At 39.1% G+C, this 25579-nt stretch carries 19 protein-coding genes; 8 read left to right on the forward strand and 11 right to left on the reverse strand.

Features of this window, described 5'->3' with window-relative positions:
• Window positions 1–60: 60 nt before the first annotated feature.
• The 11 genes from VOI17_RS08250 to rocD all read right to left on the reverse strand — a co-directional run bounded on the left by VOI17_RS08250 (window position 61) and on the right by rocD (window position 19243).
• The gene (locus VOI17_RS08250; protein WP_323756773.1) at window positions 61–2955 is read right to left on the reverse strand and encodes a CHAT domain-containing protein; all 2895 of its coding nucleotides are present in this window, start codon (window positions 2953–2955) and stop codon (window positions 61–63) included.
• Between the two features lie 37 nt (window positions 2956–2992).
• Window positions 2993–3667 (reverse strand): hypothetical protein, encoded by a 675-nt coding sequence (locus VOI17_RS08255; protein ID WP_323756774.1) that lies wholly within the window; start codon window positions 3665–3667, stop codon window positions 2993–2995.
• Window positions 3668–3689: 22 nt separating this feature from the next.
• Entirely contained in the window at window positions 3690–5258 is a 1569-nt protein-coding gene (locus tag VOI17_RS08260) for a hypothetical protein (RefSeq protein WP_323756775.1), read from the reverse strand.
• A gap of 257 nt (window positions 5259–5515) precedes the next feature.
• A complete protein-coding gene (locus VOI17_RS08265; protein WP_323756776.1) occupies window positions 5516–6331 on the reverse strand; it encodes a hypothetical protein in 816 nt (271 codons plus the stop codon).
• Window positions 6332–6346: 15 nt separating this feature from the next.
• Complete coding sequence (locus tag VOI17_RS08270) at window positions 6347–7984, reverse strand: hypothetical protein (RefSeq protein ID WP_323756777.1); 1638 nt, start codon at window positions 7982–7984, stop codon at window positions 6347–6349.
• 77 nt (window positions 7985–8061) lie between these two features.
• Window positions 8062–9696, reverse strand: a complete 1635-nt coding sequence (locus tag VOI17_RS08275; RefSeq protein WP_323756778.1) for a hypothetical protein — start codon at window positions 9694–9696, stop codon at window positions 8062–8064.
• A 125-nt stretch (window positions 9697–9821) separates the two neighbouring features.
• Window positions 9822–12776, reverse strand: coding sequence for a hypothetical protein (locus tag VOI17_RS08280; RefSeq protein WP_323756779.1), 2955 nt, complete (start codon window positions 12774–12776; stop codon window positions 9822–9824).
• Window positions 12777–12944: 168 nt separating this feature from the next.
• A complete protein-coding gene (locus VOI17_RS08285; protein ID WP_323756780.1) occupies window positions 12945–13562 on the reverse strand; it encodes a response regulator transcription factor in 618 nt (205 codons plus the stop codon).
• An 88-nt stretch (window positions 13563–13650) separates the two neighbouring features.
• The gene (locus VOI17_RS08290; protein WP_323756781.1) at window positions 13651–15597 is read right to left on the reverse strand and encodes a sensor histidine kinase; all 1947 of its coding nucleotides are present in this window, start codon (window positions 15595–15597) and stop codon (window positions 13651–13653) included.
• Window positions 15598–15672: 75 nt separating this feature from the next.
• Window positions 15673–17814: a sensor histidine kinase gene (locus tag VOI17_RS08295; RefSeq protein WP_323756782.1), complete on the reverse strand. Its 2142-nt coding sequence runs from the start codon at window positions 17812–17814 to the stop codon at window positions 15673–15675.
• 193 nt (window positions 17815–18007) lie between these two features.
• Window positions 18008–19243: an ornithine--oxo-acid transaminase gene (gene rocD, locus VOI17_RS08300; protein ID WP_323756783.1), complete on the reverse strand. Its 1236-nt coding sequence runs from the start codon at window positions 19241–19243 to the stop codon at window positions 18008–18010.
• A 151-nt stretch (window positions 19244–19394) separates the two neighbouring features.
• On the opposite strand from rocD, the gene VOI17_RS08305 reads away from it, so the two are divergent.
• The 8 genes from VOI17_RS08305 to VOI17_RS08340 all read left to right on the forward strand — a co-directional run bounded on the left by VOI17_RS08305 (window position 19395) and on the right by VOI17_RS08340 (window position 25577).
• A complete protein-coding gene (locus tag VOI17_RS08305) occupies window positions 19395–19481 on the forward strand; it encodes a DUF5522 domain-containing protein (RefSeq protein ID WP_323756859.1) in 87 nt (28 codons plus the stop codon).
• On the forward strand, window positions 19478–20014 hold the full coding sequence (locus VOI17_RS08310; RefSeq protein ID WP_323756784.1) for a PH domain-containing protein: 537 nt from the start codon (window positions 19478–19480) through the stop codon (window positions 20012–20014). The genes VOI17_RS08305 and VOI17_RS08310 overlap by 4 nt, the downstream gene beginning before the upstream one ends.
• The gene (locus tag VOI17_RS08315) at window positions 19995–21503 is read left to right on the forward strand and encodes a PH domain-containing protein (RefSeq protein WP_323756785.1); all 1509 of its coding nucleotides are present in this window, start codon (window positions 19995–19997) and stop codon (window positions 21501–21503) included. Before VOI17_RS08310 ends, VOI17_RS08315 begins: the two co-directional genes overlap by 20 nt.
• A gap of 132 nt (window positions 21504–21635) precedes the next feature.
• Window positions 21636–23000: a DNA recombination protein RmuC gene (locus tag VOI17_RS08320; protein ID WP_323756786.1), complete on the forward strand. Its 1365-nt coding sequence runs from the start codon at window positions 21636–21638 to the stop codon at window positions 22998–23000.
• A 203-nt stretch (window positions 23001–23203) separates the two neighbouring features.
• Window positions 23204–23443, forward strand: a complete 240-nt coding sequence (gene rpmB / locus VOI17_RS08325) for a 50S ribosomal protein L28 (RefSeq protein ID WP_068414989.1) — start codon at window positions 23204–23206, stop codon at window positions 23441–23443.
• A 69-nt stretch (window positions 23444–23512) separates the two neighbouring features.
• A complete protein-coding gene (locus VOI17_RS08330) occupies window positions 23513–24943 on the forward strand; it encodes an aminopeptidase P N-terminal domain-containing protein (RefSeq protein WP_323756787.1) in 1431 nt (476 codons plus the stop codon).
• 293 nt (window positions 24944–25236) lie between these two features.
• Window positions 25237–25419: a 50S ribosomal protein L33 gene (gene rpmG, locus VOI17_RS08335; protein WP_053224769.1), complete on the forward strand. Its 183-nt coding sequence runs from the start codon at window positions 25237–25239 to the stop codon at window positions 25417–25419.
• A gap of 2 nt (window positions 25420–25421) precedes the next feature.
• Complete coding sequence (locus tag VOI17_RS08340) at window positions 25422–25577, forward strand: DUF4295 domain-containing protein (protein WP_084362825.1); 156 nt, start codon at window positions 25422–25424, stop codon at window positions 25575–25577.
• The last annotated feature ends 2 nt before the right edge of the window (window positions 25578–25579 follow it).

Consider the following 25579-nt stretch of genomic DNA (forward strand, 5'->3'; position numbering starts at 1 on the left):
AAGCCTTGAGAACATACAGCCTAAGTGGTGTTTTTAACTCAGTACTAGCACGGAGTAAAATCAATTACCGTAATGAATAAAGGGAGACCAGAAGCCGGTACCCTTGAAGACTTCTCCAAATTCTCCTCTGATAAACCTTCGTTTCATATCATCAATAGCATCGGCATAGGTCATGTTGGTCTTCCCTACCAATTCGTACATACCTGCCATAAAGTACATGGTAGAAGCATCGTTTACCGCCCAAAGAGAAACTGCTGCGCCATTGGCACCAGCCAAGATCAGAGATTGTGTTAAACCGATTACTCCTTCCCCACCATAAATTTTACCCAAACCTGTTTCGCAGGCAGAGAGTACAACCAAATCTGCATTAAGCTTGAGTGAAGAAATTTCTGGAGCAGTGAGGTACCCATCTTCACCGTCCTTTTCATCTTTAAAAATACTCATGGCCACTCCTGAAAGTTGAGGAATATCAGAAAGTGCAAAGCCATGAGTCGCTAAGTGAACTACTTTGTAGTTCGCAAGTTTTCCTTCCGCAGAAAGCTTTTTCAAAAAAGCTTCATCCATTTCCAAACCAGTGTACACATCTGCACCAGGCACGGTGGCAGCCATCGTTTTCACTTCATTGAGTGTTCCAGGCAGGTAATCCATTTTACCAAAGCCTAAAGCCGCATATACTTCTCGTTGAGATAAGCCCTGTGCAGCATTGTCAATTGCTTTTGCATTCATGTCCTGCATCCGTTCCACGCTTCGAGCTGGTTCTGCAACTGTCGACATCTCATCATAAATGGCACCCCCCATGGCCAGCATAGGTTTTCTAGACGGGCTGTAGTTTCGATCATCAATTATTCCAGCTATACTGGCGGACTGAATATATCGGACTCCATGCTTTTCGATCAGAAACTTTCCGTCACTATCTATCAGCGTTTCGAACGGAATAAAATTCAAAAGGCCATCAGGTGAAATAATCAATTTCTTTTTACCTGAAATCAGGTTGGCAATTGGTGTAATTAGAAATTTGTAATAGTGATCCAAAAACTCTTCTCTAATGGACGCGTGCTCAGGCTTATCACTCTGTAGTAATTCCCTTACCCACTCCCCTAGGGTTTCAAAGTCTTCTTGGTTGAACAAATTAGCGATGTCTTGCTCCACCAATATTCGTTCCCCGGATGTTCTAGCATTGGCCGGAAGCTTAAAGCCAGTTCGTTGCATATCAGCTACACGTTCCGTATCAATGTACTTTTGTTTGAGTGCGACAAACTCCTTAAAAAACTCATTGAGCACAGCATAACTTTTATCCTTAGTCACAACATTAATGGCTACAGCTCCTGGCTCTGCCAAGGTGTAGAAAAGCGCCACTTCATCGTCCTTCAATTTTGATTGAAAGCGTTGCAAAGTGGTTTTTCTCGAATTATTCTTGAGTTTCAAACGGTCTGTTAACACTCTCGCCCGCTGCTTACCAATGGCGTCAAACATGCCCGCTCCATTGCCTGTTCGAGCATAACTGTAGGTCAGAAATTCATAAGCACTTAGCTGAGATTGCAGGAACGTTATGCGGCTTTGTCCATCCAACTCAGCCATTTGCTCCTCACTTATTGCAATTGCTTTTTCAAAGTAGGGGACGGCCTTTGCATATTCCTCCGAAAAGAAATTCATAGTACCCACATTGTTCAGGTTGATAATGGCATCTTGATGACGACCACTTGCTATTAAACTATTTATCAGCGTTTCATAAGTGGATATAGCCTTACCTCTGTCTCCCGATTGCCAATAGGTAATGGCTAAGTTTCCCTGAACAGATTCAGCCAGCCAAGTAAATCCGTTTTGAGTGGCCAAATCATTGGCCTTTTCTAAGTTTGTTTTAGCAGAAGCCCTGCTGGCAGGATCGGTGGAAACTAGGTATGAGGTACCGATGCTATTGTAGGCTTGAGCCATAAAGTAGTTATCCTGTTGTCTCTGACCCAGCTGAAGAAGTTCATTTGCAATAGCCCTTTGTTCAGTACTTTCACCTTGAGCATTTAAGACATTGGCTTTTCTGAGTAACAACTCGCCATGGAGGTAAGTACCAATAAGCTTTTGGCTTGATGGCAAAGTCCTGTCAATTACCTCTTGCGCTCTATCGTAATTTCCTATGTAATAGAGGTAATCTGAATAATAATATCCAACGGTTGCCTTCACATAACTGCCTATAGATGCATCATTAACAATATTCAAATAAGAATTATTGAGCAGCTGCGCCCCCTCCTCCACCAAACCATTGTAGTAAAGTGTGGCACCAATCTCTGCCTGCCATTTATGGATAGTATTATTGGGTTTTGGGCTGATTTTACTAAGTCCATCAAGCGCCTTGTTAAATGAGTTTAATGACTGCTTATTATCCCCATTTCTGGCATGCTCAGAGGCTTTCAAATAGGATTGAAGTGCGTTTGTGAAATTATTATTATCCACTTTCACACTTGGCAGCCAAGCCTTTAATTCACTGAAAGCATCCGTCTTTTTACCAAACTGAATGAAGGTATCCCAAGCATCATTAATGTCCTGAATATCTTCTTCAAGTTCTTGATACTGTAGTGCCATTTGAACTAGTGCTTTGGCTTCATCCGTCTTCCCTTCAAAAACCTTTAGGTTTGCACGCATGAATATAGGATATAGATTAGTTTCTCCCATATCCACAATTTGTTCAAGGTAGCTCTTGGCCTTTCCTAAGTCATCTTTCAACATATAGTTGAATGCGTACATGGCATACACATTTTCGATATAACTATTCATTTGCATGACCTCATCGAGCAACTGAATTGACTGACTTGTTTGGTTCTGTTTTACCAGTTCATAAGCCTTGAGGTATTTGGCATTGAGATCATCCTGCGCTTTTAGCGGAGGTGAAAAAATTGCGCATAGCAAGCATGCCAGAATTGCAATTCTTCTTTGAAGTCGGGACGAAATAATAAACATGTTCATGGCCTGATGCTTTTATGGTTAAACCGAAATTGGCGTATTATTTACCTCCCTTACCTTTTGAAAGCCCTAGGTCTTTATACATCTTATCTAATGCGCTATTTGCAATATCACTTGCTTTTTTATCGTCATAAATATTGATTTCATCCACCATTACTGTTGTTCTTGGGCTCGTTTTAATGGCTATAAAGTCACCAAAGGTTTTAAGATTAGCGGAATAAATTTGTTCTCCATTAATCTCAAAGCTGAACTTCTTACCCTCCTTAATGACCAATAAATCATTGTATTCGAATTTCTTAACCACACCTTCTGCCTTTCCACTAGAAAGCTTTTTCATTTTTTTGTCATACTTATAAACTCCATAAAACCCGGTGTTATCGTATAAGAATGAATAGTAACTTTCACCATCTTCACTCATTCCAAAACGGATTCCTATAAACCCCTCAGCATCTCCTTTTTCAAGAATCATCTTAGCGGATAATCCATAATCTTCTTTATTTACATTGGGGTTAATAAAGGTTTGAATTCCAACATCTGAAGTGCTTTCGATTCTTAAATGACCATTCTGAATGGCGAGAGAATAGCCCTCATGATTACCCAAAAAAGGCCAACCGTTTTTATTGTCATCAAACTTCTCGTTGAAGAAATTGATTTGAGCAGAAAGGCCAGTAGTGACCAACATTGCCATTAAGAGTACTAAAATTCTGTTTTTCATAGTTTCTATTTTAAAGTGTTTTCTAATTGCTGGTGCGAATGATATTGCCAAAGGCATTGATCACCAACTTGTATGAATCAAAGGAATTTCCGTTTTGCTGATTCGCACTGATCACCGTAGTGCTTCCCTCCTTTTTTACATTGAATTCAATTTTATTGGTAATGGCTCCTCTGCTTTTTTGCGTAACTCCAATATTCTCTGTCCGTTTATGCGTTCCGTCTGTTCCAAAAACCGATACCTTAAACCAAGAAACATCAGACCCACTTACAATCCCTCTCCACATTGAGAGTAGAATCAAATCACCATCTTGGGTTTGACCTATTTCCCCAATAGCACTCAGGTTTCCATTATTTCCCGAAATTTCAGAAGCGCCATCTAAACCATCGATTGCTCTGCCTTGAAGCGAATTATAATCCAGTGCCCATGGCAGCCTAAGTAAATTATAGCTGTTCAATAAATTACTATTGTAAACCGGACGTACAGGAGCTGAAGGCTTTGAACTAGGCTCAACGGCACCTTTTGGAGGGAATAGATTTAAATCATCAGTAACTTCATTGCTCCTTAAATCCACCAATAGCATATTGGAATCCCTTATCTGTTTGGTAGGAACTGCCGCAATGTTCACTTCCGAAATCAGTTCATACCTGTATTCCTCCCCTTTCATCAATCCATTAATGGATGAAAAAGACCAAGAAGCGTCTACGATAAATTGATCTCCTTCCCTCTTTAATCGACTGACAACACGGTTTACAGGGTCTACAGAATAGAGTAAACCACCAATGAATTTATAGTCCATTTTAGGTTTGTTTTCATCACCTAAAAAAATAAGTTCATTATTTTCTGCGTCATAGTAATAGTCATTTCTTTCTGGAAAAGTAGGTCTGAATCTACTAATCACAGCTCTTGGTCCATCTATTGTAGACAGCTCCGTCCTGCTATAATTAAAACTTGGCAACTCAGGTACTGCGTTCATTTTCTTTGCATTCAGTAAATCATAAATCTCAAAACCATCTTCATATTTCCATAAAAAATGGTAATCAGGGCTGAACTGATGAGCCTTTTCCAAATATTCACCTAAGTCCACTTTCTCACTCATAATTTGTGTGATTCTTCTAGAACTCGGGTCATAAATATATAGGCCAGATTGTGATTTTATTGCTGGGTATTTTTTCTCAATTTTCACCTTGGTGGCAAGGATTCTTCCGTCATCATAAACCCCAATTATAAAGTGGTCTTCACCCAAGTTTTTTACGCTACTTGACTCTACCTGAACAACCGCACTCACAAAATGATAAGCATTATTCCCCTTCAGTATTCTACTAAAAGCCATATAAGCGAATGCCCCAGAGAAACCGCCATAAATGCTGTTTTTGGCAACGAAAGTGGAGTTTCGGGTATAGGAATCATAGACAACTATATTCTGATGTTGCCCATCAGATGTGCTTAAAGGCCCGTCCGCCAGGATTAAATACCTGCCATCTGTAGTCGTTTTAAAGTGTCGTATCCATCCTTCGAAGGCAATTTTCTGGGCAGAAATTTGAAAAATAGTTAGCCCAAAGAGCAAGAATGTAATGAGATAGCGGTTTTTCATGATTTGGAATCTTATGAAGTAAAACTAGGGCAAAAGAAAAGGTCAGAGCATGCCTAAAAACCCTTGTTTTCATATCCGTACTAACGCGTACTAGCATATAGTTTAAACCACCAAAAACTACTTGCAATACCTCATTCAACAATTGAATCGAAGCGCTGATTTTATCATCTTGTTTAAGCTTACCCTGTGCAAAACCTGAGCTAGAAACAGAAGTATAAACGTCAGTACAATTGCCTGAAACTGCACTAGTAGATTCTTTATTTCCTCATCCTATCCATGTAAAAAAAATCGGGTAATATGATGTGTCCTGCTTCATCGAATTCCTTCACAATGTTAAAGACAATATTTCGGTTGGCTTTTGGGAAAAGTGCTGTATCTCTATTATAAAAAGTGATTTGAATTTTGTCCAAAAACATCTTGAACCGTTTAAGATTCTCCTCATATTCTTCCGTCCCAGCTCTCTTAATTTCAAGTAACGTGTACTGCATAAAAGCAATAGCTAGCTCATTCTGCTGCACGCTACCATAGTAGTATACCAACCAGTTGTTGATGTTGTTTGAATCAATAAAACTCAAATGCATGTGTTGCAGAGAAGTGATGGAAACACCGTTGTCAGAAAAATCAGAGATTGCATGTTTAGCATCTTCTTCTGCATTAAATGTAACTGTCACAGGATAGTCTTTACTTCCTATTTGAGTTGAATAAACAGTCAGGGTCTTATCATTATTAATCGCATCCAGAAGTGCCTTCTCTTCCAAAGAAATTTCACCATCAGCGTTGATAATATTAAGAATGAATAAAGCTGTATTCGCCACAACCCTACCATCTTTTGATCGCATCGACTTACAGAAATTGTAATACCTGACCTCGTCCACCGTAATGGTATCTGGCAGGTTTCCTTCCAAAGCCAGTTTGATCACTTTTGATGGAAATTGCTGCTTGGCGTAGTCACTTTCCAACATTTGTTTCACCTGCTCATAAACCTCCTGTGTTTTTCCAGAGAATTGTGCCTGAGATCTAATGCTCAAACATAAAAGAGACAGACTGAGTAGCGCTAAAGTTATTGACTTCATCGTTTATAAATTTCGTTAATGAATATTCCCACTTGGCTCTATGGTAATTTTAAATGGAGTCTTCCTTTGTTCAAATTGTTGTTCTCCAATAATCGTGAAGGTATTGTTAAGGCCACGCTCGATTTTAAAATTAACCACCGCGTAAACCCTTCCCGCACTGCTTTGCTCTACTTTACCTATTTCTTTACTCGTCTTGTGATTTCCATCTTTATCGAAGACGGAAACATAGTAAGTAGAAGCCACAGAACCATTAGATGCCGTATTTCGAGTAAGTGAAAGTAATATTAGAGATTTGCTAGCCGTGGCGCCAATCTTCCCAATGGCAAACACCTGACCTCCTCCAATACTAGATGCCCCAGAAAGGCCTGTTACCGATCTACCAGAAGGATTGGCCAGGGTATATGGCAAGGATAAATCATCATAGCTATTTAATAGGTCGCTTTTGTAAAGTGTTTTTGTAGAGTAGCTTGACGTTGAGACTGCTTCTTTTAGCTTATCTTTCTTATAGATCGTGAAATTATCCACGACTTCATTGGTCTCAAGGTCATAAATAATTACATCAGTCGCTTCGCCAGTCCTGCTCGTTGGCACAGCCACAAGGTATTTCTCGGAAGCAATCGTGAACTCAAATTCTTCACCTCTCAAGAGGGTTTGTGGAATTTTCGGGAAAAATAGTTTATCACTCACCGGTAAACCCGTACTTGTATTGAACCTCATAACCACTCCGTCTTCATTATCGAACTGATAGATATTGTCATCCTTCATTTGATAGTGCACTGGAGTTTTATGAGTGATATTATTCGACATGGCCAGTTTTTTTCCTGAACTTGCGTGAATAAAATAGTCTTGCCACTGACCTTTATACCTTGTCATTTCACGCCTCATCATTGCAGATTCACCATTGACCGTTAGTATCGTATTTCTAAACAAATAAGTGGTGTCTGAAAAGCTTAACTTAACTTCTTTCTTACTTCCATCTCTTAGATTATAAAAATTGAAAGCTGTAGACCTACCTGAATCCTCATTGTATAAATTCCCTCCCCATGAGCTTAAGTTGTCAGGGCTTAATAGTTGAAAGAACTCTGGATCAGCGTCACGACTGTAATTATCGTAAAAATACTCGTTATCCAGAGGCTCCTTCTTCCCTAGCAACTGTTTACCTTCACCTTCTTCAAGGCTGTATAGATAGAGGGTTGAAAAGCTATCGATCACTGTAGTGATTTTGGAAGTCTTGGCTTTAGTGGCCAATATTTTACCATCATCATAAACCGCTAGGCCAAAATGCTCGTCCCTCCATGATTCTTCTTTATTGTTATTTAGATTTAAAAGAGTGACTTCATAAGGTCCTCTTGCATTATGAGCATAGATCAACTTGGTATTTAAAAAGTAGTTCGCATTGGGCGAAAACCCTCCATAAGGTCCAGCCTGCGAAAAGAATCTGACCTCCCTTGATTCGAAATCATACACTAAGTAATCACGCATATTAGGGCCCGCCCCGGGTTTATGCCAAGCAATTGATTTGATGATAATTTTTTTTCCGTCCAGCGTGGTGTTAACGGACAGAATATTCTTTTGAAAATCAACCTTAGCCTTGTCCTGAGCGAATGATAGATGGGACAGTATGATCAGTAGGAAAAAAAATAAGTACTTCATATAATATGGTTTAACTCTATTATAGTTATCTCTTTAATTGAAATAAGAACATGAAACACGTTCAGGAACTGATTGTACTAATGAATATTCCCACTTGGCTCTATGGTAATTTTAAAAGGGGTCTTCCTTTGTTCAAATTGTTGCTCTCCAATGATAGTGAAGGTATTGTAAGCCTCACGTTGAATTTTAAAATTGACGGCTGCATAGGTTCTTCCAGTATTACTTTGCTGTACACTGCCTATCTCTTTACTGGTTTTGTAATTTCCATCTTTATCGAAAACTGAAACATAATATGTAGAAACTTCTGAACCGTTGGATGCCTTATATCGAGTAAGTGACAGTAATATTGGAGCGTCAGAAGCACCAGCCGCTACACCAATCATTCCAATTGCAAAGACCTCACCTCCTCCAATACTCGAAGCACCCGAAAGGCCTGTCACCTGCCTGCCAGAAGGATCACCCAAAGTATAGGGCAATGACAGGCGATCATAGCTATTCAAGAGGTCACTTTTGTAAAGGGTCTTGGTGGAGTAACTTGATGTAGTTTCTTTGGGCTTGTCTTTCTGATAGAGTGCAAAATTGTCCACAACTGCATTATTTTCAAGGTCATAGATTATGACATCAGCCACTTCACCTGTTCTTTTAGTGGGAGTGGCCACAAGGTACTTTTCAGAGGCGATGGTAAATCTATATTCTTCCCCATTCAGCATGGCTTTGGGAATTTTCGGAAAAAAAAGTTTATCACTCACTGGCAATCCCGAACTTGTATTGAACCTCATAATCACCCCATCTTCATTATCGAACTGATAGATTATGTTATCCTGCATTTGATAGTGTACTGGAGTCTTATGTGTGATATGATTTGACATGGCCAGTTTTTTATCCGAATCAGCACGGATAAAATAGTCTTGCCATTGGTCATCGTTCCTTCTACTAGTTACGCGCATCATAGCCGATTTTCCATCGACCATAAGTACAAGTCTTTCAGGTGAGCTAGTAGTATCATCTGCGAAGCGAATATTAAACGCTTGTTTACTCCCATCTCTGAAGTCATAATAATTCAAAAATTCGGTGTAGTATTTACTATAAAGTTCTCCACCCCAAGAAGAAAGATTATCTGGACTCATTAAATGAAAAAACTTCTGCTCAGCGTCTATTCCATGATCTTTACTATAGAGTTCTTTTTCCAACAGCTCTTTTTTCCCTACAACTTCTCTTTTCCCTTTAGTTTGTGGATCGTATATGTACAATGTTGAAAAACTATCAACACTTGCCCCACCTTTGTAGGTCTTGGCGTTGGAGGCTAAGACTTTCCCATTATCATATACCGCCAATCCAAAATTTTCATTCTTCCAAGATTGCTTTTCATTCGAAGCCATATTCAAAAGTGTGACTTCATAAGGTCCTCTCTTCCTATCCACATAGCTCAGCTCAGTTTCTATAAAATAGTTAGCATTGGGAGAGAACCCACCATATGGCCCAGTTCGAGAAAAGAAGTTGATTGACTTTGATTCGAAATCGTAGATCAAATAATCACGCCAACTTGACCCCAGTGCTGTGTTGCTCCATTTTTTTGATTTGATAATGAGCTTTTTTCCGTCCAATGTAGTTTTAACAGAACGCACATCTTTCTCGAAGTCAACCTTAGCCCTATCCTGAGCAAGTGATAGGTGGGACAGTATGATCAGTAGGAAAAAAACAAAGTATCTCATAGAACTAGATTTTTGTTCCATAAAGTTGCACCTACTAAATTGAGTAAAACATGGTGGATGGCAAGGGTTTTTATATCCGTGTTGGCACTGATGTATATTTCAGTAACCCAGTTTAAATTGCTTTATCAATCATTCCCGCCTTTTTTCTTTGCATCAATTTCTTTTATGATTGCGCTCAACTCCGAATCTGAGAGTATCTCGGGGAAAAGAAGGTCTAAATATTCAGCTTTTTCAAAACCTTTGAATCTATACGCTTTCTTGTTTTCAACACCAGTGACATAAATAAGATCTCCTTGATATATATCAGAGGTGAAGGTTGTACTCTTATCAAGAGTTCCCTCTTTAGCAAAAGAGAATCTACCATCTTTTAACTTAGTTAAAACTACTTTTTCATCGTCTATTGGTAGCTTTTTAATGTCTCCCATAAAGTAACCTGCCTTTTGAGGGTATTCAGCATAATAAGTACTGCCACTAGAAATGTCATACACCAACTCACTCCATGTTTCGGACTCTGGCAGGTTGTTTACATAAATGCGTCTAACATCCAGTTGTGATTCTCCATTTATAAAGAATGCTAGGTTTTTTTCTTCCCATTTCAGCGCCTTGTGGTCGTTTGGTCCGATGGCAATTTTAGTAGCCCCTTCAATATCATCCTGTGTAAAGTAGCCCTCAAGTTGATAGGTAACATTGTTTAGGGTGTCATGGACTAGCGCATCAGAGTCTCCTAGATCACCAAAAAATTGCAAATAGTCATTAATCGGATTCCCCTTTTCATCCCATAAATAATAAGAACCCGCTACTTTTTTAAAGGTATTTGGCTTGGCTCTTACTGCTTCTACATTTTCTTTTGGCTTTGAGGGGTCAACCTTCAACTTGCTCGCCAGACTGGCAACATCCATATCTAACACCATTTCGGCAGGAAGGAATTCACCAAGCTTTATGTCTTTAAACCCTTTAAAACGATAGGCTTTCACTGCATTTGAAGCAGTTGTATAGAAATGGACTACGTCATCCCCATCCATTAGGCTATAATCATAGATACCTAAAGTTTCGCCCTTTGTGAAAATAACCCATTGTTCCTTTTCCAATTTCATGATATAGGTATGAGCAGTATTCCACGGTAACGCCTTCATTGGTCCAACTCTAGCCGTTCCTTTTAAATCGTATTGCATACCGTAACTGGTATTGAAAATTGTGTCATAAACGACAGCCCCATATTTCACCTGATCAGCATAGAGCTTACGGGATCCCAAATTACTATTGACCAATCGCGTGCCGTTAACATAGTAGGTGATGTTTTTATTCTCGTTATACAAATAGTAGATTGATTCTTCTCCTTTAGACAAAACCGTTACAGGCTGATTTGGAAACTCTTTATCATCAGGTTTCTCATAAATACCATCCATTCTTAAATACTCGCCTGTCAGAGAAAAATAAGTTACAAGTTGATCATCAGGAGCTCGGGTAGAAGTTTCTGCAAGATTAGTTACTATAGTGCCGTCAGAAGTTTTTAATCGATACTTGCTATTTGCGAGGTTATCGTAAACAAAATGATTAAAATTAATGGAAGGATAACGCTCTTTTAGTCGCTTTAAAGGCTCCGTTAATTTTGTGGCAACATGAATATCTCCAGGCTTACCATTATCGTATTTAGACCTAAAATCGGTTAATAGATACCACCCGTCCTTGCTGGTACTTGTGCTTATCAATCTACTGCCATCAGGCATTTCTAATTGTTTTCTAACGCCAAGCCCATAGCCCTTTGAAATAAAAGCGTAAGTGCTGTCGGTCATTTTTCCCCAAAACAAATTGTTATCTAGAAATTCAACCTTATGAAGCCCAAATTCTTCATCTGGATCTTTAATGGCTAAAAATGATTTATCTTGACTGTCTAAATAGTTGACGCTATTGGTTCCTACATCATATTTGCTTTTGCCTTTGGTTAGAATAAGTCCCTTTTGGAAAATAGTGAGGTAAGTTGGCCCCCCAGCCCAGAAGATATCCTCTGGATTATGTGACACAATTACACCTTCATACCATGTAGATCTATTTACATTATTGTTGTAGCCCTTTAAGACAATCGTGGCATTTGAGGAGGCCACATAGGTGATATGATCGTTTGTGCCTGATATAAGATTAGGGCTGGTTGCTGATGCTATTTTACCATTAATTGCAACCGAGGATTGAGCAGATGACTGCCTAATATACTGTGCCCTATCATCCTCGGCTGTCATGTCTGTTCTACCTGTAGTTTGACCATCAGCATAGCTGATTTTCCGTAACACCAAACTGGATCTGCCAAACTGCTGATCTAGCACTTCACTTTTTATCCAACTTCCTTGTGCATCGTTTTCAAAATAATGTTTCAGAATAGATTGCTGATTGTTCCCTAAGTTCTTTGTGGTTTCTTGAACTTTCAACTTTGTGGTTTTATCTGTTAACGTGACAATAGAAAATGTTCCATTAGCGGTTGCTCTGGTTTCTGAAGTTATTTCATTTGTACCTTCCTCTTTATACTCAAATGTGGAAATAACCCTAGCTACCTCTTCACCTGTTAATTTCTGGGAAGTTTTAGTAATTCTATTTTGTGCATCTCTTTCGTTGTAGACTACTCCTTTAACCTCTCCATCCTCAGCCACCTCAGTTTCTATAAGCTGACCCTTGTCATTATAGGTATAGTTTTTAACGGTAGTAATTAAGCCTTGCACTTGCGTAGTTGTAGCCAGCAAGCCTTTTTTATAGTCGTACTTGGTGTTGCGCAAGTTTAACCCTGTAGCACCATTTGCAATTTTCTCAACCTCCAAAATTCCCTTTTTATCCAACTCATAGGTGTACGAGTACTTATTACCGGTTAAGAGCTCGTCTCGGCTAATGTTTATTAAGTTGCCGTTTTTGTCAAATCTTTCAATCTCAACTACAGATTTTTGAAGTCCCTTTTCCGCCACAAACTCATAGTAGGTATTTATAATACTGGTGACTTTACCATTTACTCCTTTAGATGCTAAAGTGGTTGTTTCAAATAATTGTGCCTTTGCGGAAAAGGCAAAAACCATAAATAAGAATAGGGCGATTTTTTTCATGAGTACAGCATTTAGTGGTCAATCAAGGCTATTGAAAATCAAGCGTTTGGATTAATGTAAAATTAAAACCACTCTGCGTTTGAAGGAATACGCTAGGCACGGGGTATTTACATCCGTGCTGGTACGGATGGGGAGCATATAAAGATAATTAATGGGATATGAGGGGGATTAGATCAAATTGTTCGCGTAAGCAAATTTGATAAGCCCTACCAAAGAACTGGTTTTTGTTTTGCGAAAAATATTCTTTCGGTGGGTTTCTACGGTGCGCTCACTGATAAAAAGTTCTTCAGCAATTTGCTTGTTGGAATATTCTTGAGAAATCAGTTTTAGAATTTCACGTTCACGCGAAGTCAATAGCTTTCCTTCATCGGGTTCGTAAAGGCTTTTTACTAACATGGCATTAATGTCGGTGGACATGTACATCTTTCCCCCTCTTACCGCATAAATGGCTTCGATCAATTCTGCTTTTGTGTCCTTCTTCAACACATAACCATTTACGCCTTCTTTAAGAATTTCCTTCACCAAATGGGCTTCATCGTGCATACTCAAAATGATGAATTTCATATCTGGAAAAAGACGTTTAGATTTTTGCACTAGGCTCAAACCGTCATCATCGCCTAGGTTGTAATCGGTAATCACCAAGTCGGGTTTGTGCTTGTCGATGGAGCGGATGGCCTCAGGTACAGAGCCCACGGCATCTACCACAGAAAGCATTTCATCTTCTTCTATCAGCTTTATAAGGCCATCTAATAATATGGCATGATCATCGACAAGGAGGATTTTCATCGTTTCTGCTATTTGTTCCCTGCCCACAAAATTGAACAACCATTTCATGGGGACAAGGTATTCCCTCTAATCTATTAAAAATATCCGACTAAGCGGTGATTTCACTTTCAGTACTGGTGGGTATTTTTATGATTGATGCATTGGCCAAATTAACGGTCATCATACTGCCGCATCTGTCTGGGTGGGTATCTAAATCAAACTCTCCTTTGATCAGATTCAATCGAGTTTGGATGTTCTTCCAGCCATTCCCTTTGCCACTATAAAAGAATTCAGCATCAAAGCCCTTTCCGTCATCTTCTACGGTCAAGGTAAGTTCGGTTTCATCCCTGGTCAACTGGATGGTGATGCGACTTGACTCCGCATACTTCATCACATTGTTCACCCATTCTTGACAAATCCTAAAAAGTGAGATCTCAATAAGTTCTGGCAAACGCTCTTCATCACCAAAAACTATTACTTCACAAACCACCTTTTTGCTTTGTGTAATTCTGTCGCCAAACTCCCTTAAGGCAACACTGAGTCCGTTTTTCACCAAAGTTTGGGGCATTAAATCAAAACAAATGGACCGTAGTTCAGCATACATATCATTGATGACTGATTCTCCATTTTGGAATATTTCCAACCTTTTCTCTGGTTGTCGTGCATCCTTATCAGCCAGAGAAGAGAGGTTCAGTTTGAGTACAGAAATTAGCTGACCAAAACCATCGTGCAAATCTCTGGCAAATCGATTCCTTTCCTTTTCTTGAGAGTTAATTACTGCATTTAATTCTGCTTCGCGAAGTTTAAGTTGTGCTTCTTGTTGTATTAATTGTTCTTTCTTCTTGGCCCTATTTCTATTGAGAAGCACCATAATAATCAATAATAAGGCAATGAAAACTAGCCCAATAATCAGGGCTTGATTCCGCTCTAAACGGGCCTCTTGTGCACTTAAAGCAGATTGTTGCAGTTCTATTTGCTGTTCTTTTTCTTTCGTCTCGTACTTGGTGAACAAATCCGACATTGTTCGTTGCTTATCGATGCTCATCAGCGTATCGTTCATCGCAGAGAAATTCTTAAAAGATTCAAATGCATGCGCCTTGTCTCCAATTGAATCATAAGCACTGGCCAACTCATAGTATTGAGCCCTAAGTGCATGATAATCTTTTATTAAGTAACTATGATAAACCCCTTCGTTTAATAGCTCTATAGCCTTCTTAAAGTCTCTTTTTCTAATAAAAACTGCCGAGCTGTTGATACTCACTTGACCAATCCCTTGACTGAAATTGGCTTTTCGGTAGTAGTCCAAAGCTTGCTCAAAATCTACCAAAGCTCTTTCAGGCATCGCCATTTTACCATAAACAGTGGCCCTATTTTGAAGCACAGCTGCTATACCGATAGGGAAATCAAGCTTCTTTTGCACTTCTAGATTCTTCTCTAGGTAATAGAGGCTACTATCATGAATGTCAAGCAGCATGAATTCACCAGTGAGGTAATTAAGTGCAGCAGCCACCTCGCTAATCTCATTAGAGTCCTTTACCTTAGCATAATAATATTGCATCTGTTTAAGGGCCTTTTCATGCTCACCTTGAATAGAGTAAATACGTCCAATTTCTGCCACGGTGCGCAACCTATAAGCTTCGTTCCCTACTTTTTCAGCAACCAGTTGGCCTTCCAAGAAACGGGTCAAGGCTTTGTTATAATTACCCAAACCTGTTTCCATCACTCCTGCCGATATGATTACCCTGATCAACTGTGTAGAATCCTGGATTTGTTTATAAATGGTGATGGCTTCTTCAAAATTATATAATGCAGAATCAGGCTTGGCACTCAACTGATAATAAACACCTATCAACCGATTGCCTTCTCCCAAAAAATAAAGATCATTAGCCCTACTGGCTTGTGTGACTAACTCCTTCGCATAATAAAGTGTACTATCTGGATTAACGTAATAATTAGACTCCGCTTTCTTGACTAGTTGTTTAAAACGTAATGAATCTTGGCCCAACAATATATTTGGCATCAAGACTATTAACAACACATAAAAATACTTCTTCATCAAAAAGAGATTATTGACAGAAAAAGTGATTTGACCAAACCACACACACGGAATAAAACTATTGAAAAAAAATGATTAAACCGTAATACTCCTTTCTGCTCTAGCAGAAACTTCTTTCATTTCTACCTCTAGCAAATTAACCGTCATCATGGTACCTACTCTATTTGGCTGGGTGTCTAGATCGAACTCTCCTTTGATTAAGTTCAGTCGAGTTTGAATATTCTTCCAGCCATTACCTTTGCCGCTATAAAAGAATTCCGCATCAAAGCCTTTACCGTCATCTTCCACAGTAAGTGTAAGTTCGGTTTCATCTCTGGTCAATTGGATTGTGATGTGACTTGCCTCTGCATATTTCATCACATTGTTTACCCATTCTTGGCAAATCCTGAAGAGAGAAATCTCAACAATTTCGGGAAGACGCTCTTTATTGCTGAATACCATCACTTCGCAAACCACCTTCTTACTTTGTGTAATTCGGTCGCCAAATTCCTTTAAGGCGATAGTCACACCTTTTTTCACTAAAGTTTGAGGCATTAAATCGAAACAAATAGATCGCAGTTCAGCATACATGTCATTGATCACAGACTCACCATTTTTGAATACTTCCAGCCTTTTTTCTGGGTACTGCGCATCTTTATCGGTAAGAGAGGAAAGGTTGAGTTTGAGTACAGAAATCAACTGACCAAAGCCATCGTGCAAGTCTCTTGCAAAGCGGCCGCGTTCTTTTTCTTGGGAATTGATTACAGCATTTAGTTCTGTTTCGCGAAGCTTGAGTTGTGCTTGTTGAAGTATAAGTTGTTCGTTCTTTTTTGCACGGTTCCGTACTAAAAAGATAATGGCTAAAAATAGAATGGCAATCAAAACCAAGCCAATCATCAGCAAGCGATTTCGCTCAAGTTTCAACTCCTGCTCACCCAGTTGCGCTTCTTGCAAAGCAATTTGTTGCTCTTTCTTTTCAGTTTCGTATTGGGTATTTAGTTCTGCAATTTTATCTAAGTTTCGATTATTGATCAATGAGTCGTCCAATACCATGAACTTTTCTAGGTAACTTAGAGAGTTCGCAAAATTATTTAGCTCTTTTTGAAAAAGGTACATCTCTTGATAAGCCTTTCGCTTTGTCACCTTATCATCGACTTGTTCTGCTAGCTTAATTCCCTCCAAGTAATATTTATCTGCTTTTTTGTACTCCCCTAAATCCCCATAGGTACTCGCTAAAGTTATACTTACTGAAGCCAAACCTGCTTGATCACCAATTTTAGTTTTTAGTTCGTGCGCTTTATCCAGATAAGTTATTGCAGTTTTATACTCTTGCTTATGCGCATAGGTATCTCCCAAATTATTATAGACCATCGATATCAGGTACTCATTTTGAGCTAACAAGGCATATTTTTCTCCCTCCATAAACATAAGAAGAGCAGAGTCATATAAATCCTTCGCCTGATACACACCACCAATTCCATTATATGAAAAGCCCAATAGTTGAGGGTTTTTATCTCCCTCTATCAGGATATCTTTACTCCTAACAAACCCCTTCTTGGCATCCTCTAAACGGTCGAGTTGTACTGCAACCGTTGCCATGTTGATCAACGCATAAGGCATCATAGACTTCAAATCAAGTGCTTCATACTCTTTCAGTGCATTTTGGAAACTTACATAGGCAGAATCCATAGCGCCTAGACTATTTAGTAGGTTACCTTTATTTAGATATGAGTCTGCCGCACTTCTATTATCATTTGAAGTCAAATAAATAGCTATACTCTTATTGATGTAAATCATCGCTTCGTCATACCTAGAAAGCCGCTGAAGAACAGTGGCAATGTTATTCATAGAAGCTGCCTGTGCTTGTTTATCTCCTGCTTCTATACGATACTCTAATGATTTTTTATTGTAATAGAGGGCACTATCAAAACCTCCGCCATTATTGAAGATGCTTCCATATGTGCTATACACATCCGAAATCACTAATGGGTCATTTCCCAATTGAGCATATTTTAGTGATTTTTGGGCATATAGCTTTGCCGAGTCGAATTGGAATAGATTTTTAAAAGTCCAAGCAATTTGATTTGTAGCAGAACTTTTCTCTGAGTCCGATTTGGCGTAACTCAAGGCTTGCTTAGAGTAAACTAAGGATTGATTAATATCCTGAGACACCTTAGCTAAATTGATCAGAATGACCGTTTTCTCTGAAACGGGAGCCTTTTTTAAAGCTAACTTCAAACTATCTTCAACTGACTGACAATAAGCAAGATTGACTAGTCCAAAAAAGCAAACCAGAAACAACGAAGTTCGAAGTACAACCAGTCTAAAATTCGCATCACTACACATACTACTCACACATAAAAAAACCGACTTAAGATACTCCAATTATACAGAGTTCAAAAGTCGGTTTTTAAAACAATCTTAAAATGGCTTAAGCAGCAAATTCCTTAACCGTCTTTTCAATAATATCACAACATTCATGCAATTGCTCTTCTGTCATTACCAACGGAGGTGCAAAACGAATGATATTGCCATGGGTTGGTTTCGCCAATAATCCATTCTCTTTTAGCGCCATACAAATATCCCAAGCGGTAGAACTGTCTTCGGTATCATTAATGACAATCGCATTCAAAAGCCCTTTACCTCGCACCAAGCTAATCAGGCTGTTAGTCTTGATGAAAGCATTCATTCTCTCTCTGAAAATCTCGCCCAAACGCTGAGCATTTTCAGCAAGCCTTTCATCTTTAATTACTTCTAAAGCCGCAATGGCCACTTTAGCCGCTAACGGGTTCCCACCAAAAGTACTTCCATGCTGACCTGGCTGAATTACTTCCATAATATGGTCATTAGCTAACACAGCCGATACAGGATAAACACCACCAGAAACGGCTTTACCTAAAATCAGTACATCAGGCTTAACATTTTCATGATCACAGGCCAAAAGCTTACCGGTTCTGGCAATACCCGTTTGCACCTCATCGGCAATAAAGAGCACATTGTTTTCTTTACACAAACGATCGGCTTCGGTTAAATAGCCGTTATCTGGCACAAAAACACCTGCTTCGCCTTGAATAGGCTCCACTAAAAAGCCTGCGACATTTTCTTCAGCCAAAGCTGCCTTTAAGGCATCAATATCGTTATAAGGTATTTTAATAAAGCCTTTGGTGTATGGACCAAAATTTTTCTTGGCTACAGGATCGTTTGAGAAAGAAATGATCGTGGTGGTTCTTCCATGAAAATTATCTTCACAAACAATAATTTTCGCTTCGTTTTCAGCAATCCCCTTTCGCTCATAAGCCCATTTTCTACATAGCTTGATGGCTGTTTCTACTGCTTCAGCCCCAGTATTCATAGGTAATATTTTATCAAAACCGAAATACTCGGTCATGTACTTCTCGTACATTCCTAATACATCGTTATAAAAAGCCCTTGAAGTTAAGGTAAGTATTTCCGCCTGATCTTTTAAGGCCTGAACAATTCTTGGGTGGCAATGACCTTGATTTACAGCACTATAGGCAGACAGAAAATCAAAATATTTCCTCCCCTCAACATCCCAAACATATACGCCTTCACCTTTGGCCAAAACTACCGGTAGCGGATGATAGTTATGTGCACCATATTTGTTTTCTAGATTAATCGCTTGTTTACTATTTTGAACTGTTTCCATCTCTTTTAAATTTTATCTTTGCTACCTAAAATCAGGGGTAGGCCAAAGGTAAACAAACTAATTTAGCCCAAAAAAGATGTCGAAGGATTCTAAATCAAAATCAACATTTGTCACAGAAAAAGAAGATTATTACCTTGACGAACTGGGCAGAATGGTTTTTACAGAGAAATACCACCTTAAAAGAGGTTATTGCTGTAAAAATGGTTGTAGACACTGCCCTTACGGCTATAAAAAATGATTAACCATTTCGAGAATCTCTCTATTGATCCCAATGAACTTCCAAGTTTAGCGGGAATCGATTTCAAACCCATTGACCCAAACTATCTTAAGGTAAGCCTTATTTCATCAGCCTTATTTTTTCTTATTCTTATTGGAGGCAGCATCGCCATTATTGAGTTTTCGGATATTGAAGAAAAAACTAACGGCTATCTAATCTCTATGAGTGCCATAATTATTCTGGCTGCGGTTAGTGTTATACTTACTATTCTTGGGTTTAAAAAGAAACAGTACGCCCTCCGCCAACGAGACATCATTTACACCAAGGGCTTAATTTGGTCAGTGCGCACTACCGTGCCTTTTAACAGGATACAGCATGCCGAATTGAAACAAGGACCTATTGAACGTCTCTATAAAATAAATAGCTTGAAGTTATATACTGCTGGAGGTCAGAGTAGCGACTTGGTTATTCCTGGTTTACCCGACAAAGATGCGCTATCCATAAAAGATTTTGTACTCAAGAAAACCGAAGAGGATGGAGCAAACCAATCATGATTTTTCTATCCCTCAACGCCAGCCGTCAGTAGCCATCGGTATTATTCTGATTAAGTTTTTCAGAATGACAATCAAGGCCATCTGGCCTATTCTGGTATCCCTGATTATTGGCCGAAGAGCGGGTTCAACCTTTAATGACATTATCCTTTATGTGGTCATAGGTTTTGCTGCCTATAACCTAATAGGCTCTATACTTACCTATTTTCGTTTTTATTATTATGTGAAAGACAACGCCATTGTTTTAGACAAAGGGGTATTGAGAAAGACTAGGACAAACATCCCTTTTGAGCGAATTCAAACGATCAATTTTAGCCAAAACCTACTCCATCGATTGTTCAATGTGGTAAGTGTAGAAATCGATTCTGCTGGCGCCAATAAATCCGAAATTAGTATTGATGCGCTTAGCAAGGACGAAGCAATCGCATTGAGAGAATACATTATGGCCGAAAAAGAACACCTGATTAGCGAGTCGGGCACGGAGGAAGAAAAAGAAATAAGTGCGGATAGAAGCCCTTCAGAGCTGCTACTTCATTTAACTCCTTCTGATCTTCTAAAAGTTGGAGTAAGCCAAAATCACCTGCGCTCAATGGGGATTATCTTTGCTTTTGTGTTCACCACCATGAATGAACTCACAAACGACATCGGTGATTTTGTGTCTGATCAGTTTACACAATTCGAAAGCTTCGCAGAACACAATACGCTATTCGCTTTTGTTGCTTCTGCTATTCTCGTCACCATAATTTCATTCCTCTTTTCATTAGGGAACTCTCTCCTTAAATATTATGACTTAAAGCTTTGGATGAGCAAAAATGGACTAAAACTCGTGAGAGGGTTATTAAACAGAGAAGAAGTAACCATCAATAGAAACAAAGTTCAGATGGTATCGTGGTCCACTAACCCTATTCGGAAATTATTTAAAATGTACACCTTGCAAATTGCCCAAGCTTCTAGCTCCGAAGTAAATGCACACAAGTCAAAAATTAACGTACCAGGCAGCTACAAAGAGCAGTTAGCAAAGGTGATCAATATGGTTTTCCCTTCAGAGTATTTAGGAACCGAAGTCAAGCATTCTATTAGTCCAGTCATAAAGTTTAGGATTGTGCTATTCTATGGAATTCTTCCTTCATTAGTGGCTTTAAGTGCTTGGTTTTTGATCGAAGATGCTGCTTTCTATTTCTTGCTCGTTTTACCACTTTCCTTCTTCTTGGGGCAGACCTACCACAAAAAACGAAGCTATGAAATTAATGAAGAGTTGATCAGAAGTAACGGAGGAATTGTGGGAACAGAAAACGTATTGACTCAAATCCATAAAATCCAGGCTGTAAAGGTAAAACAAAGCTGGTATCAGCGCAGAAAACGACTCGCCACCATAAAACTATATACCGCAGCAGGTGAAATGAGTATTCCTTATATCACCATTTCGGAAGCCTTACAGTTGGAAAATTTCGTGCTTTATAGGGTTCAAACTGATAAGAGAGAGTGGATGTAAGGAGTATCTCCGATCTATCCAACTAGTATAAAGCGAGTGTTAAGCCACCAATTTCATTCATTTAAACCCAAATTTGGGTAGATTAAACATATAGTGATTGTTCACACATTGTAACCTCAAAAAACACTGTCCATGACCGAAATCCTATTAACGATTCTAGTTGCGCTATTATTGGTCAATATTGGAATCAGTCTGATCAAGAAACCAAAAGTTGACGTCAAACCTCAGCTAAAACAGGTGGAAGATTTGATGGTGAAATTTGATTTGACCCTAGAACGAACTGAGAAATCGATAAAAGATGAGTTTCACAGAAACAGAACGGAATCAAACTATCTATCGAAAACCAACCGAGAAGAATTAACAAACAGCCTCAAATCTTTTGAGGGAAAATTCACCGAAAATATAAAGGAGTTAAATGAATTGCTGCGTCAGAAGTTTGGTGATTTCTCTATTCAGCAAAATGAAATCAATAAACAAACCACAGCGAATGTAAAAGAAGTGAAGCAGTCGGTGGAGAACCAGCTAAAATCAATTCGTGAAGACAACACCAAGCAGCTTGATGAAATGAGAAAGACGGTGGATGAAAAGCTTCAAAAAACATTGAACGAGAGGTTGAGTCAATCCTTTGAAACCGTAGGAAAACAATTACAAGCCGTGCAAGAAGGGCTGGGAGAAATGAGAAGTCTAGCCACAGATGTAGGCGGCCTCAAAAAAGTATTAAGTAACGTGAAAATGCGTGGTGGTATTGGTGAAATACAGCTTTCGATGTTATTAGAACAAATTCTAGCCCCCGACCAGTATGAATCGAATGTAAAAACAAAAGCGAGTAGTGCTGATTTGGTTGAGTTTGCCATTAAGCTCCCAGGTAGAGATGACTCTGGCAAGAACGTATGGCTTCCGATTGATGCCAAATTCCCAAAAGACATTTATGAACAACTCCAAGAGGCCTATGATGAAGGAGATCAAGCCAAGATTCTAATCGCCCAAAAGAACCTTGATAACACTATAAAAAAAATGGCCAAGGATATCAGTGAAAAATATATCGATCCGCCAAATACCACTGATTTTGGCATTATGTTCTTGCCCTTTGAAGGAATTTATGCTGAGGTAGTGCGCAAAGCCGCCTTGCTCGAAGATTTGCAGAAAAATTATAAAATCATAGTCACTGGCCCCACTACCCTAGCTGCTATACTCAACAGTTTACAAATGGGCTTCAGAACTTTGGCGATTCAAAAACGAAGCGGTGAAGTTTGGCAGGTTTTAGGTGCGGTAAAAAAAGAGTTTGAGAATTTTAGCGGAATCATGGAAAAAGCGCAGAAAAACATTCAGTCGGGCCTAAACCAACTTGATGATGTAATGGGCAAAAGAACCCGCGCCATACAAAGAAAACTAAAAGACGTGGAAGCTCTTACCGAAGCCGAAACAAAGAATATTCTACCTGAACTCTCAGAAAGCACCCTGATTTTAGACGATGATGAGGTTAAGGATGAGTCATGAAAGTAGATATATGACATTAAACCTTTATCCCGATACCCTTTCACTCTTTGCAACTGTCTTATGGGTGAGAATAAAAACAGGTTTTTGCCATTCTTAAGGATCACCAAACTTTTAAGTAAAATTTCTCACCTCAGGTTGGTGTCTTTCCAAATAATTACGATATTTGCATTCCGTTTTCAAAAGCGACTAAATTATATTTACCCATGGCAAGAGTTTGTGACATCACCGGAAAGAGAGCACGTACAGGAAACAACGTTTCTCACGCTAAAAATAGAACAAAGAGAAAATTCTACCCGAATCTTCAGAAAAAGAGATTCTATCTTCCTGAAGAAGACAAATGGATCACTTTAAAAGTTGCTACATCAGCTTTAAGAACCATTAATAAAAATGGCATCACCGCTGTATTAAAAAAAGCAAGAGAAAACGGTAACGTTTTAGTATAATAGCGTTCTAAACGTTATTGTACTCCTATGAAGTTTTCATTTAAGACTTTGACAATCCTGATAACGTTTATGTTTTCAGGATTTTTCTTTTTACAGGCCCAAGAAAATGTTCGAAAAGACTACTTGAGCGCTGACTTCCATAAAGGAAGAAGAGATGCTCTACGAGCAAAACTACCAGATAACTCGGTGGCGGTTTTCTTTGCTAGCCCCGTACGCAACCGTGCCAACGATGTAGACTTTATCTACCATCAAGATCCAGATTTATTTTACCTAACAGGGTACAATGAGCCTCATGCTGTTTTATTAGTATTCAAAAACATGCAAACCGACAAAACTGGCAATGACTACAATGAAATTTTCTTTGTGCAAACAAGAAATGCTCAACAAGAGCAGTGGACAGGGCGTAGACTAGGTTCTGCTGGAGCACAAGAGAAGCTAGGAATCATGAACTCCTTTAATAACACAGACTTCAAGGCCTATGATGTCGACTTCAAGAAATTCGATAAAATTCTTTTTTACGAATTTCAAAATGATGTAAGAGACAACGCTCGTGACGAAGGTGATCTTTTCAGTCTTATGCAGCAATTCAAAACCAAAGTAGGTTACGGTGTAGAAGCCAACAGCCTTGGCGCTGAGCCAAAAAAGAACAACCTAGACCTCCGAAGCCTGAATGGAATTATGGGCGAGCTACGTGGCATTAAAACCAAAGATGAATTAGATCTTTTACGTAAGGCAGTATTTATTTCGGCAGTAGGCCAAGCCGAAGTAATGAAAGCCATGCACCCCGGCATGACAGAAACCGAAGTTCAAGGTATCCACGAATTTGTATTCAAGAAATACGGTTCAGAATATGAAGGCTACCCATCGATTGTAGGTGCTGGAAATAACGGCTGTATTCTTCATTATATTGAAAACACGGAAGTCGATATCAAAAGTGACAAAATGATTTTGATGGATTTAGGAGCTGAATACCACGGCTACACTGCCGATGTTACCCGCACCATCCCGATTGACGGTAAATTCTCAAAAGAAGAAAAAGCCATCTACGATTTGGTGTACGAAGCTCAAGAAGAAGCCATTAAAATGGCCAAACCTGGCGTTTCAATGGCCGAAATGAATACCGTTGCCAAAGACATCATCAACAAAGGTTTAGCAAAATTAGGGATTATCGAAAGCGAAACTACTCCCAACAGGTACTTCCCTCATGGCCTTTCTCACCATATTGGTTTAGACGTACACGACAAGGGGCCAAGAGGGCCGCTACAAGAGAATATGGTGATTACGGTAGAACCGGGTATTTACATCCCTGAGGGCAGCAAATGCGACCCAAAATGGTGGAGCATTGCCGTTAGAATTGAAGACGACATTCTTATCACCAAAAACGGTTCTGAGTTACTTTCAGGTTTCGCACCAAGAAAGTCAGAAGATATTGAAGCTTTGATGAAACAAAGCAGCCCGTTGGCGCAGTTTACCTTGCCCGCTTTAAAAGGAAACAAGTAAAGAAGAATCAATTTTAGATCAGAAAAGGCAGGCTATGCTTGCCTTTTCTATTTTCATTCTTAACTATTGGGGTTTGATAAAACCACATGCTACAAATATAGAATTGACTAGTATATTCAAACGTCAACCTATTGGGCTTATTTATTGACATACTTTCAATTTGCACCGATTTGAGATAGCTAAACACCTCCCCTTCAGACACCAAGAAAACACATGAAATATTTCGGCAACATGGGTTTTATTATAAAAAACAGTTAGCTATATTTGCAGTCCGAATTTTAGAAGCAAAAGAAATGGCTAAGAAAGGCAATAGAGTTCAAGTGATCATGGAATGCACTGAGCATAAGACAAGTGGAATGCACGGTACGTCTAGGTACATCACTACTAAGAACCGAAAAAACACCACCGAGAGATTGGAGTTGAAGAAATACAACCCAATTTTGAAGAAATACACTATTCACAAAGAAATTAAGTAATAATGGCTAAGAAAGTAGTTGCAACCCTGAAAGTACAAGGTGGTGTAAAATACGCCAAGGTAATTAAAGCAGTAAGATCTCCAAAAACAGGTGCATATACCTTTAAAGAAGAGATTGTTACTGAAGATATGGTAAAAACAGTGCTTGCTGACAAGTAAGA

The organism is Roseivirga sp., from assembly GCF_034669765.1.
GTDB lineage: Bacteria > Bacteroidota > Bacteroidia > Cytophagales > Cyclobacteriaceae > Roseivirga.

Coding starts and splice junctions, on each gene's coding strand:
- VOI17_RS08250 (WP_323756773.1), bottom strand. CDS start 2,955: ATGAACATGTTTATTATTTCGTCCCGACTTCAAAGAAGAATTGCAATT.
- VOI17_RS08255 (WP_323756774.1), bottom strand. CDS start 3,667: ATGAAAAACAGAATTTTAGTACTCTTAATGGCAATGTTGGTCACTACT.
- VOI17_RS08260 (WP_323756775.1), bottom strand. CDS start 5,258: ATGAAAAACCGCTATCTCATTACATTCTTGCTCTTTGGGCTAACTATT.
- VOI17_RS08265 (WP_323756776.1), bottom strand. CDS start 6,331: ATGAAGTCAATAACTTTAGCGCTACTCAGTCTGTCTCTTTTATGTTTG.
- VOI17_RS08270 (WP_323756777.1), bottom strand. CDS start 7,984: ATGAAGTACTTATTTTTTTTCCTACTGATCATACTGTCCCATCTATCA.
- VOI17_RS08275 (WP_323756778.1), bottom strand. CDS start 9,696: ATGAGATACTTTGTTTTTTTCCTACTGATCATACTGTCCCACCTATCA.
- VOI17_RS08280 (WP_323756779.1), bottom strand. CDS start 12,776: ATGAAAAAAATCGCCCTATTCTTATTTATGGTTTTTGCCTTTTCCGCA.
- VOI17_RS08285 (WP_323756780.1), bottom strand. CDS start 13,562: ATGAAAATCCTCCTTGTCGATGATCATGCCATATTATTAGATGGCCTT.
- VOI17_RS08290 (WP_323756781.1), bottom strand. CDS start 15,597: ATGAAGAAGTATTTTTATGTGTTGTTAATAGTCTTGATGCCAAATATA.
- rocD (WP_323756783.1), bottom strand. CDS start 19,243: ATGGAAACAGTTCAAAATAGTAAACAAGCGATTAATCTAGAAAACAAA.
- VOI17_RS08305 (WP_323756859.1), top strand. CDS start 19,395: ATGGTTTTTACAGAGAAATACCACCTTAAAAGAGGTTATTGCTGTAAA.
- VOI17_RS08310 (WP_323756784.1), top strand. CDS start 19,478: ATGATTAACCATTTCGAGAATCTCTCTATTGATCCCAATGAACTTCCA.
- VOI17_RS08315 (WP_323756785.1), top strand. CDS start 19,995: ATGGAGCAAACCAATCATGATTTTTCTATCCCTCAACGCCAGCCGTCA.
- VOI17_RS08320 (WP_323756786.1), top strand. CDS start 21,636: ATGACCGAAATCCTATTAACGATTCTAGTTGCGCTATTATTGGTCAAT.
- rpmB (WP_068414989.1), top strand. CDS start 23,204: ATGGCAAGAGTTTGTGACATCACCGGAAAGAGAGCACGTACAGGAAAC.
- VOI17_RS08330 (WP_323756787.1), top strand. CDS start 23,513: ATGTTTTCAGGATTTTTCTTTTTACAGGCCCAAGAAAATGTTCGAAAA.
- rpmG (WP_053224769.1), top strand. CDS start 25,237: ATGGCTAAGAAAGGCAATAGAGTTCAAGTGATCATGGAATGCACTGAG.
- VOI17_RS08340 (WP_084362825.1), top strand. CDS start 25,422: ATGGCTAAGAAAGTAGTTGCAACCCTGAAAGTACAAGGTGGTGTAAAA.